Source organism: Micromonospora sp. LOL_021 (genome assembly GCF_048060215.1).
Taxonomy (GTDB): domain Bacteria; phylum Actinomycetota; class Actinomycetes; order Mycobacteriales; family Micromonosporaceae; genus Micromonospora_E.
The window spans coordinates 21,056-32,185 of record NZ_JBHMIN010000061.1 but is presented as its reverse complement, the minus strand read 5'-3'; the positions used below and the strand labels follow the sequence as shown (position 1 = coordinate 32,185).

The following is an 11,130-nucleotide window of genomic DNA, read 5'->3' as shown; positions in this document are numbered from 1 at the left end:
AATACCGAAACTACTCAACCGAGCTCAAGACGAACCGCGTCGGTGGATCGAGGCTGAGGGGAGGTCGCTCATGCGGTCAGTTCCTGGTTGAGTTCGGTGATGAGGGGTTCGGCCTGGGCGCCGAAGGCTCGGAGGTAGCCGTCGATGCCGCCGCGTTCGGTGAACGGGGCGCCGTCCAGGTCGTCGGGGGTGACGGCAACGCTTGCCGCTATCACGTTCTTGATCCTTTCCAGCCACCAGACTTGCTCGGGGGTGAAGGCGGTGCCGGCCTGCTCCTGGCGCAGCAGCCAACCTTGAAAGCGTTCTTCGACGACCGACCGGTACGGGCGCAGCTCCTGATCGAGGCCCAGCTCGTAACGGACCAGGGTGATCAGATCGGTGACGCCCCGGTCGCCGGGTGCTTCGGCGGTGCGGCCGAGCAGCACGTACGCCTCCCACAGCCGGTCCGGGGTCCACGCCTGCGGGGGTCGGGAGATCCGCGCGGCCAGCTCTTTGAGCTGGTCGAAGTCGACCCGGCCTTTGCCGTCGAAGAAGACCTGCAACGCGGTGATCTCGTCGCGGTGTTCCTCCAGGTAGGCGTGCCAGCTGCGGACGACCTTCTGGGCGCGTTCGGCGGCCGGCACCCCGGCGGCCGAGATCAGCGTGTCCCGGTTGACCTCGTCGATGGTGATGTCGTGGGCGCGGCGGATCTCCAGGATGCGCTGCCGCAGCTGCGGTGCGGCGGCCAGCGGCCGGAGGGCGTCGGCGAGCAGGTCCCGTACCGCGTCGGGGCCGGCGGCGTGGGCGGGGATGAGCGATTCGGGGGCGACGGCGTCGGTGAGCCGGCGGGCGATCGCGGCCAGGGGCTGGCCGTCGGCGAGGTCGGTCAGCTCGGCGCGTTCGTCGTCGGTGAGTTGGCGGTCGAGCCGGGCCAGTCGGGCGGCCAGGGTCGCCACCTCATCCTGGTCGGCGGTGAGGGTGCCGGCCTTGCCAAGCAGTTCCTTCAGCGAGATCTGTGCTTCGGTGCGCCGGTGCAGCGGCACCGCCTCGTCCAACTCCTGCTCCGTGACGCCGACCGCGTCGACGATGACGAACCGGTCCTTGACCTGAGCGTCCGGGGTGACGGACTGGAAGTCGGCGGGGTCGATGGTGCGGGCACCCCGGCCTTTCATCTGCTCGAAGTAGGTCGCGGTGCGCACCTTGCGCAGGAACAGCAGGCATTCCAGCGGCCGGACGTCGGTGCCGGTGGCGATCATGTCGACGGTGACGGCAATCCGCAGCTCGGGGCTGTTGCGCAGCGCCTGGATCAGCTCGTCGGGGTTGTCGCCGGTGCGCTTCGACGCGTACGTGATCTTGGTGGCGAAGTCGTTGCCGCGGCCGAACACGTCGCGGACCATGGTGACGATCTCTTCGGCGTGGTTGTCGTCCCGGGCGAAGATCAACGTCTTGGGTACGGTCGTGCGGCCGGGGAAGATCTCGGTGAACAGCCGGTCCCGGAAGGTCTCCAGCACCAGTTTCAGCTGCCCCTTGGAGATCACCGACCGGCCGACATCCTTACCGGCGTAGCTGAAGTCCTCCTCCAGCTCCTGGTAGCGCTCGGCGCGGGTCCGCCGGTCGCGCAGCGGCACCACCGTCTTCGCCTCGATGGTCGACCCGGCGTCGGTGATCTCGGTGCGGATCCGGTAGACGTCGAAGTCGACATTGACCCCGTCGGCGACGGCCTGCTCGTACGTGTACTCCGACACCAGGTTCTGCTGGAAGAAGCCGAGGGTCTGCTTCACCGGCGTGGCGGTCAGCCCGACCATGAAGGCGTCGAAGTACTCCAGCACCGCCCGCCACTTGCCGTAGATCGACCGGTGGCATTCGTCCACGATGATCAGATCAAAAGCTTCCGGCGGGATGGCCGGGTTGTAGGCGACCTGCGCCGGCTCGTCCAGCTCATAGCTGTCGTACGCCTGGTCGTCGACGTCAACATCCGGCAGCTCCCGGCCGCACAACGCGCCGTACAGCCGCTGGATCGTGGAGATCACCACCGCCGACGAGTCGAGCATGCCCGCCCCGGCCAGCCGGTCCACGTTGAACAGCTCGGTAAACTTGCGCCCGTCGCCCGGCGTGGCGTAGCCAGCGTACTCGCGCAGCGTCTGCCGGCCCAGGTTGTTGCGGTCGACCAGGAACAGCACCCGGGTCGCCTTGGCGTGGTGCAGCAGCCGGTAGCTGCTGGTCACCGCCATGAACGTCTTCCCGGCGCCGGTGGCCATCTGGATCAGTGACCGGGGGCGGTCGGCGGCTAACGCTCCTTCGAGTCCGCGTACCGCGTCGATCTGCGCCCGCCGCAGCCCCTCCTCCGCGAGCGGCGGCAGTTGCCGCAGCCGGGCGCGCAGTGTCGGGGCCGCCGGGTCGTCGTCGGCCTCGCGCGTCCAGCGGGCCAGGGTCTCCGGCCGGTGAAAAGCGAAAACCTCCCGGGTACGCGGCTGCGGGTCGAGCAGGTTGACGAAGGCTGTCTCGGTGCCGGTGGCGACGTAGCCGAACGGCAGCGGCGCGTCCCGCCGCCACGCCGAGATCCGCTGCGCGGCGGTCAACCCGCGCAGGTAGCGGCCCAGCTGCGCCTCCACCCCACGCGGCGCGGTCCCTTCCCGCTTGGCTTCGACCACCCCGACCAACCTCTGCTGCACGTACAGCAGGTAGTCGGCCCGGCCGGTGGCCAGGGTGACCTCCCGTACGGCGACCCCGGCGACACCGGTCCCCGCGTACAGATTGATCTGCGCCTCGTCCTGGATCTGCCAGCCGGCAGCGGCGAGCTGCCGGTCGATCTCGACCCGGGTCTGCACCTCGTTGAGTGGCTCGGCCGAGGCACGCCGGGCGCGGCTGATGAAGTCCTCGCGCCTGGCCGCCGACACCTTCGCCGGCTTGCGGGCCGCGAACTCCTCGCTGGCCGCCGTCATCTGCGGTTCCAGGTCGGCGACCAGTTCGGCGGCGACCGCCCGGCGGGCCGCCGACTCGGTGACCGCCCGGTCGGCGGCGGCTTCGGCGGCGGCCTGCGCCGCCGCCACCGACGGCTGCCCGTCGAGGAGCAGTTTTGCCTCGGCCAGCTCCTGGCGGTAGCGGTCCAGCTCGGCCCGCAGGCCGTCGACGATGTGCTGCGGCACCTGCTGCGGTGGCGGGCTGGGCGGGACGAATCCGATCGGGCGGCGGTCGTCGGTCAACGCCCGGTGGAACCACACCCCCAGCTCGAAGCAGTCGCGTAGCAGCTCCAGCGCGGTGCGTACCTGGTCGAGGTGGTCGTGGACGGCCTGGTTGCCGACCTTGCGCAGCCGGTGGAACGCCTCGTTGATCTTCGGCGTGAGGACACCGTTGGCGTTGAGCGCCTGCACCTGGTGGAAGAAGTTGCTGTCGTTCGTCCTGGTGCCGGTCAGGTGCACCAGCTCACGGGCGAGGGTGTCGCCGAACGCCCGCGCCTTGAACATCGACGACTGGGCGTCCACGTAGATCAACGACTCGGCGCCGACGCCGTACCAGACCAGCAAACCATGATCCACAAGGAACCCGAAGTTGGCGGACTGGTTGGCGAGACGCCGAATCCGTTGATGATCCACAACTCTCCACAGGGGTACGTGACCGATGTAGAACGCCAGAGCCTATCCATGCTCGGGCCGACACGGCATCGGCCGGAAAGTATCTGTTCGATACCGATCGGGTAGGCTCTGCCGGTCCGTCGAGGTGGTCGCGGATGTATGCCTGGTCACGCTCATCGCCGGGGCAGGGGCCACCGCTGCGCGTGTCGCCGCCACCGTGCGGTCCGCCCGGGAGCGGCAGCGACGATGATTGGGCTGTCGGCCGGCTGATCGCGTTCGCTCAGTGCGATCGTCAATCCGACAAAGAGCAACACGGCGAAGACCGCGATCAGGTAGAGATTGACCATTGCCGTCGGCAGCAGAAACTCCGGCGGCCGAGAGCCTACGTACCCGCTGGCCACAGCCGCGATGACCGTCGTGGCCAGCACCACCACTGCGGGCATGTCGGACAGTCGTCGTGCGAGGTCGCGCCCCCGGGGCGGTTGCAGCCTCCGAACCGTGGAGGCGGCGAGGACGGCCATCAGAACGGCGTTGAGAATCTGACCCAGCAGGGCTGCGGCCTGGGGCTCGCAGACACCTGACCCGTCCGATCCGCACCAGCAGTCGCCCCATCCGACCTGCGATCAGCAACAGCGTGATGCCTTGGAAGAGCATCACCGCTGCCATGCCGAACGGCACTCCGTCGATCAGTCGCATGCTGTGGGCCCGCTGCGACGCGTCCGCAGGCTCACCTGCCAGCAGCGAGTAGTTCAGGGTCGCCACGACAAGGGCAATGAAGGCGGCGAAGAGCGCCGCCAGGACCGGTTCGTCCTTCCTTCCCATCTCGGCTCGTTCGTCCACCTGGACGGGACTGAGGAGAACCACCATGGCGGTGAACGCGAATCCAGCCAGTACGCCGGTCATCTGCGCGTAGAACCCTGCGATCTGGGTGACGTCGGTGACGGGGCACTGTTGCATCGGCATCTGTTCGCTCTCCTGTCGACCAGCCTGGCAGGTGCTACACACCTAGCTGACGGACCGGTGTTGAGCGATGACACAGCGTCCTGGATGCGAACTGACCCCGGGCAGAAGCCGGCAGCGACCCGGTGAATGATGGCCGGGTGAGCGAGTACCAGTACTACGACTTCCGTGCCATCGACCGGCCACTCGACGAGCAGCAGATGGCTGAGCTCCGTACGCTGTCCACCCGGGCGGAGATCACCCGTACCAGCTTCACCAACGTCTACCACTTCGGCAGCTTCAAAGGCGATCCGCTCGCCATGGTCGAGGAGTACTTCGACGCACACCTCTACATCACCAACTGGGGCACCCGGCAACTGGTGCTGCGGCTGCCGCTGCGGCTACTCAACCTGGAGACCGCGCAGCAGTACTGCTGGGCCGAGCCGGCCGAGGCGTACCAGTCGGGTGACAACCTCATCCTGAACTTCTTCCGCGAGGACCCCGACGGTGTCGAGGACTTCGATCGCGACGGCGACGGCTGGCTCGCCAGCATCGTCGGCGTCCGCGACCAGCTCGCCGCCGGTGACCACCGTGCCCTCTACCTGGCCTGGCTGTTCCTCATCCAGGACGGGGAGTTCGGCGACGAGGCGACCGAGCCGCCGGTGCCGGCCGGGCTCGGTGACCTGACCGGCGCGCTGTGCGAGTTCGCCGAGTTCCTGCTGATCGACCCCGCCCTGATCGCCGCCGCGGCGCAGGGCAGTGCACCGGAGGCCGCGGGCGCCGCCGCTGACCCGGCCCGGCTGGCCGACTGGATCGCTCAGCTGCCCGCCGCCGACAAGGACACCGCGCTGCTCGGCCTGCTGCAGGGCGACGGGCTGGCCGTCACCGCCGAGCTTCGGCAGCGGTTCCGGGCCGACACCGGTACGGCGGCGGCAGACCCTGCCGGCAGCAAACCGCGCACCATCGGCGAGCTGCTCGACGTGGCGGAGACGATCCGGGAGCAGAGCGAGTAGTTCGACCGGGTGTAGTCCCAACGGCCGACCACGACTGGGCCGATGACCCACCGCCGCTGCGGCGGGCGGTCGGGCTCGCCGGCCCGGTCGGCCGCTCCACAGTGGCGATTGGGGCAGCTAGCGTGCAGCGGGTGAAGTGGCCTACCCCCGCAACCCTGCGCCACCGCGTCCTGCTACCCGTACTCGGCGTAGCGATACTACTCAGCGCAAACGTGCCACCACTCTACGGTTTTACCAGTGACTGGCTGCACGAGCGCAAGCTCAACAGCGTCGAGTACCAGCGGGAGCACGGCTACTGGCAGGTCCTCGAACTTCCCGAGGACCAGCGGGTCAACGCGATCCACGCCGCGCTGCTGCCCACCGGCAAGGTGCTGCTGATCGCCGGCTCAGGCAACGACCGGGAGCAGTTCGACGCCGGCACGTTCAAGACCCTGCTGTTCGACCCGGCGACCGAGCGGACCGAACTCGTGCCGACCCCGGAGGACCTGTTCTGCTCCGGGCACTCGTTCCTGGCCGACGGCAACCTGCTCGTCGCCGGCGGCACCCAGCGGTACGAGGTCCTCGAACCCGACATCGACCGGGCCGGCGGCACCATGCTGGTCAAGAACGAGTCCCCGGACGGCGGTCCGCGCAGTTTCGTCAAGGGCACCGAGTTCGTCGCCCCGGACGGGCGGCGCTACTCCGCCGGGCACGACTTCGTCGTACCGCCGGCCACCAAGACCGACGGACCGGCGGGCCGGGTCGTCGTCACCGCAAGCGAGACGGAGGTGTGGGTCGATGCTGCCGGGTTCGGCGACGGGTACGTCGTCGAACGGCAGATTCAGTACCGGGTCAACGGCCTGGTCGGCGACGAGGTGCAGGACATCTACGGCCTGGCCGACGCGATCACCATGGACAAGCAGGACTACCAGGGACTCGACGCCGCGTTCGAGTTCAACCCGTGGACCGAACGGTACGAGCGGGTCGACGACATGCACGTCAAACGCTGGTACCCGACGCTGACCACGCTGCCCGACGGGCAGGTGCTCACCGTGGCCGGGCTCGACGGCAGCGGCCAGGTCCTCGACGGCACGCAGCACGAGATCTACGACCCGCAGACCAGGAGCTGGACCCTGCGTCCCGACCTGGAACGGTACTTCCCGACGTACCCCAGTCTGTTCCAGACCGCAACGCCCGACCTGCTGTTCTACACCGGATCGAACGCCGGCTACGGACCCGACGACCAGGGCCGCGAACCCGGCCTGTGGGACCTGAGCGACAACACGTTCACCGAGGTCGACGGGCTACGCGACACCGACCAACTGGAAACCAGCATGAGCGCCTGGGCCGGCCCGGTGCAGGAGCAGCGGATCATGGTCGTCGGCGGCGGCGGGGTCGGCGAGTCGGCCCTGTCCAGCGACCGGATCGACCTCATCGACCTGGCCGCGGACAACCCCCGGTTCACCCCCGGCCCGGACCTGCCGGACGGGACCCGCTACCCCAACCTGGTGCAGCTGCCCGACGACACCGTGCTGATCACCAACGGTGCCAGCGACTACCGGGGTCGCGGCCTCAGCGACAACCACACCGCCCGGATCTTCCACCCGGACGACAACACCCTGACGGTTGCCGCCGACCCCCATGTCGGTCGTAACTACCACTCGGCGGCGTTGCTGCTGCCCGACGGCCGGGTGCTCACCGTCGGATCCGATCCGCTGTTCCGCGACGCCAAGAACAGCATCAGCGGTGAGTTCGAGCAGCGGCTGGAGCTGTACTCCCCGCCGTACCTGTTCGGCGGTGTGCGTCCGGTCCTCGGCAGCGTGCCGGAGCGGATCGAACGTGGCGGCAGCGTCACCGTGATCAGCCCGCACGCCGACCGGATCGACCGGGTGCGGCTGATCCGGCCGGGTGCCGCCACCCACATGCTCAACAACGAGCAGCGGTCGGTGGCGGTCGACTTCACTCCTGCCAGCACGGGACGACTGGAGCTGAGCCTGCCGGAGGAGGCGACGATCCTGCCGTCCGGGCCGTACCTGCTGTTCGCCATCGACACCGACGGGGTACCGTCGGTCGGCGTACCGGTGATGGTGCGCTGAGCCCTGCCCACGCTCACTCCGGCTGGTCGACCAGTTCGAGCGCGTACTCGGGCCACCACCCGCCGGCGGGCGGCTCACCCGGCCGGCAGTCGCCGTCGGACTCCCCCGGACGTTTGATCCACAGCAGGGCGTCGACCCGGTCCAGTCCGGTCGTCGTAGTCGGTGATTCCCCCAGTGACCGGCCGGGCGGGTTGCACCAGGACGGACCACCGTCGACGGTGGCACCGTCGACCGGCCCGGCGCCGTTGCGGCTGGTGTCGACGACGAACCTGGTACGCCCGTCGAGTTCGTCGGACAGCCGCCGGCCGTAGTCGACGTTCTCCTGCGTACCGATGAAGTTGGAGACGTTCAGTGCGAAGCCGTCGGCTTGCCCGATCCCGGCCCGGCGCAGCGCGTCGGCCAACCTCGGCAGGTCGGCGACCCAGCGGGGATGGCCGGCGTCGAGATACACCTGGGCGCTGCCGGTCTGCTTGAGCACGGCGACCGCATCGGCGAGCAACGCGAACCGTTCGTCGGCGGAGCCCGAGCCGCAGCTGTCCAGGCTGTGCGCCACAGCGTCCGGTTCGACGATCACCGTGACCGGACGACCGGCGATTCCGGCCGCGAACTCCCGGACCCAGGCCCGGTAGTCGTCGCCGTCGACCGCACCGCCGCCGCTGAAGCTGCCGCAGTCCCGGTCCGGGATGTGGTACGCCACCAGCACCGGCATGCCGCCGGCGGCGTCGGCCCGGGTCAGCACGGTGTCGACGCCGGCGCGTACCGCGGTGGTGCTGCTGGTGACCCAGACCGCTGTCGGCTGCTCACTGATCCGTCGGAGCCGGTCGGCGTCACCGGTGCGGCCGGCCGCCACCCAGGCGGTGACCTGGTCGGCGGCGGCTCCGGTCGGGTCGACGAACAGCTCCGCTCCGGCGAGCGGCACCGCGACCGGCGGGCCGCTGGCGCCAGTGGTGCGGGCATCGGTGATCTGGTCGCCGAGATCACCGGCCGGCTCCGTCGGGGCTGTGCCGCAACCAGCCAGCAACGCCAGGAGCGAGCCGACGGAAAGCGCGGACGTCGCCCGGCGGACCATCGACCACAGCACCGTTCGTCCTCCGTCAGTGGCGTAAAGCACGGCCGAGACTAGCTCAACTGGCTGATTCGGGCAGACTTCCCCGGTGCCATAGGATCGACGAAACCGTCGGTCGGGGCGTACGGCCGGTGGGCACGACTGCGGGGCGGCTTGCTGCTTGTGGCGGAACCATTCGACATCCCGGTGTACGGCCGGTCCTGGGCTCGACTCGAATCCTATAGCCGGCTCGCTGGTTCGCTGACCGATCCGCCGGAGGGCGTGCCGTACCGGGTCCGCTACCGCAGCATGCATGGAGCGCACGGTAGCCGGCAGATCGTCACCGCGGTACTGATCGCGCTGGCGAACATCTGCTTCGAGGTGTTCTTCTTCGTCTGGCTGCTGCAGCCGGGGCACTTCGCCGACACCAATCCCGGTCCGGTGGCCGAGGCCGCCCGGGTCGCCAATGTCTTCGTCATCTGCTCCATTGCCGTCGTCGAGGCGTTACGGCTGGTCAACGTACTGTCGCTGTCGCTGGCCTCGGTGATCGCGCGGGATCCGGTGCCGGTGGTCCCGCCCCGAGGGCTGCGGGTCGCCTTTCTCACCACGATCGTGCCGAGCAAGGAACCGGTCGCGGTGGTACGCGACACGCTGCGAGCGGCGAAGCGGATCCGGCACCGGGGCGTCTTCGACATCTGGCTGCTCGACGAAGGCGACGACGCCGAGGTGAAGGCGATGTGCGAGCAGCTCGGCGTGCGACATTTCACCCGCAACGGCATTGAGCGGTACAACCAGCGGCGCGGACCGTTCCGGGCGAGAACCAAGCACGGCAACTACAACGCCTGGGTTGACGCGCACGGCGACGGCTACGACGTCTTCCTCTCCGTCGACCCCGACCACGTGCCGCTGGCCAACTTCGCCGAACGGATCCTCGGCTACTTCCGCGATCCGGACGTGGCGTACGTCGTCGGCCCGCAGTGCTACAAGAACGGCGAGGCGTTCGTCACCCGGGCCGCCGAGTCGCAGCAGTTCCCGTTCCACAGCGTGATCCAGCGAGCCGCCAACGCGTACGGCACGTCGATGCTGGTCGGCACCAACAACGCGGTACGGATCAGCGCGTTGCGCGGCATCGGCGGGTTGGCCGACTCGATCACCGAGGACATGGCGACCGGGCTGGCCGTGCACACCACCCGCAACCCGTCGACCGGCCGTCGGTGGAAGTCGGTGTACACCCCGGACGTGCTCTCCGCCGGCGACGGCCCGGCCAGCTGGAGCGACTACTTCTCCCAGCAGCGGCGCTGGTCGCGGGGCACCTTCCAACTGCTGGTCGGCCGCTACTGGCTGCGCTTCCCCCGGCTGTCCGCCGGTGGGATGCTGCACTACACCCTGATCACCACCTTCTATCCGTCGATGGCCGTCGCCTGGCTGCTCGGCATCGTCAACGCGGTGCTGTTCCTGGCTCTCGGCGTCAGCGGCATGACGATCTCACCGCAGATCTGGTTCGCCCTCTACACCGACGCCACCGCCTTCTCGCTCTGGCTCTACCTGCACAACCGGCGGTACAACGTCAGCCCGTACGAGGCACCCGGCTCCCGCGGGCTCAAGGGCATGCTGATGTCGATCATCTCGGCACCGATCTACGCCGGGCAGCTCGTCAGTACGCTGCTGCGTCGGCCGGCCCGGTTCGTGGTCACCCCGAAGGGGGCGCACAGCAGCAGCGACGGCTTGTACACGTTCCGGGCGCACCTGGGCTGGTTGGCGGTGCTCGCCGCAGCGGTCGGGGTCGCCGTTGCCCGCGACTACGCCAGCCTGCCGTCGCTGCTCTGGCCCGGCGTGGCGCTGCTGATCTGTCTGCTACCGGTCGCGCTGTGGCGCCGTGACCTCCGCCGGCGTTCCCACCCGGTGCCCACGGGTGACAGCGGTAGCGACGGCGGACCGCCGACGGTCGAGGAGGTACGTGGTCCGGACCGGGCCGGGGACATCACCATGGAGATCCCACGAGCGCTGCTGGCGGCGCATCTGGCCAGCCGGTCGGTCGACGACCAGCCCGACGACGTCTCCGCCACGATGATCCTGCCCCGGATCGAAGTACCCCGGCAGGCCGGTCCGCCCGCCGTCGAGCAGACCAAGCCGCACGACCGGTCGCCTCGGGAAGACGACATGGGGAGCCGGTGAGCCGACGGACCGGGACAGAACGCCCGCAATCGACGAATGGCGAACATACCCTCTGCCGCCGATGACTCACGGGCAGTTGTCGGACAAGGCTGTTCGGGTGATGACACACCGCTTGTTGCTGGCCGCCGTACTCGCGGCCGCGCTCTCCAGTCCGACATGGAGTCCACAGCTGATGGGCTGTTCCTGTCCGATCATGGTGTCGGCAATCAGCTCACGGTCGAACAGGGCGACCCGCAACTGATCCAGACGTGGCTGTGGGAGGCAGCAAGCTGATCGCCGGGCCGGTCGGCCGAGCAGCCAGCCCGGAAAGGCCCGAGCAGCAGACGCTAAAC

General features: G+C 69.1%; 7 protein-coding genes. 4 read left to right on the top strand and 3 right to left on the bottom strand.

The features are described from left to right. Positions 1-68: 68 nt before the first annotated feature. Positions 69-3,503: a type I restriction-modification enzyme R subunit C-terminal domain-containing protein gene (locus ACFHWT_RS27585; RefSeq protein ID WP_416597600.1), complete on the bottom strand. Its 3,435-nt coding sequence runs from the start codon at positions 3,501-3,503 to the stop codon at positions 69-71. Between the two features lie 221 nt (positions 3,504-3,724). After that, positions 3,725-4,072, bottom strand: a complete 348-nt coding sequence (locus ACFHWT_RS27580) for a hypothetical protein (protein WP_416597599.1) — start codon at positions 4,070-4,072, stop codon at positions 3,725-3,727. Positions 4,073-4,193: 121 nt separating this feature from the next. Between ACFHWT_RS27580 and ACFHWT_RS27575 the strand changes: the two genes are divergently transcribed. From ACFHWT_RS27575 to ACFHWT_RS27565, 3 genes are all read left to right on the top strand, one after another. After that, positions 4,194-4,640 (top strand): hypothetical protein, encoded by a 447-nt coding sequence (locus ACFHWT_RS27575; RefSeq protein ID WP_416597598.1) that lies wholly within the window; start codon positions 4,194-4,196, stop codon positions 4,638-4,640. 11 nt (positions 4,641-4,651) lie between these two features. Further along, a complete protein-coding gene (locus ACFHWT_RS27570; RefSeq protein ID WP_416597597.1) occupies positions 4,652-5,503 on the top strand; it encodes a hypothetical protein in 852 nt (283 codons plus the stop codon). Positions 5,504-5,634: 131 nt separating this feature from the next. Then, complete coding sequence (locus ACFHWT_RS27565; protein ID WP_416597595.1) at positions 5,635-7,578, top strand: galactose oxidase-like domain-containing protein; 1,944 nt, start codon at positions 5,635-5,637, stop codon at positions 7,576-7,578. 13 nt (positions 7,579-7,591) lie between these two features. On the opposite strand, the gene ACFHWT_RS27560 is transcribed toward ACFHWT_RS27565, so the two are convergent. After that, on the bottom strand, positions 7,592-8,659 hold the full coding sequence (locus ACFHWT_RS27560) for a glycoside hydrolase family 6 protein (RefSeq protein WP_416597594.1): 1,068 nt from the start codon (positions 8,657-8,659) through the stop codon (positions 7,592-7,594). Positions 8,660-8,806: 147 nt separating this feature from the next. Between ACFHWT_RS27560 and ACFHWT_RS27555 the strand changes: the two genes are divergently transcribed. Next, positions 8,807-10,798: a glycosyltransferase family 2 protein gene (locus ACFHWT_RS27555; RefSeq protein WP_416597592.1), complete on the top strand. Its 1,992-nt coding sequence runs from the start codon at positions 8,807-8,809 to the stop codon at positions 10,796-10,798. Positions 10,799-11,130 lie beyond the last annotated feature (332 nt).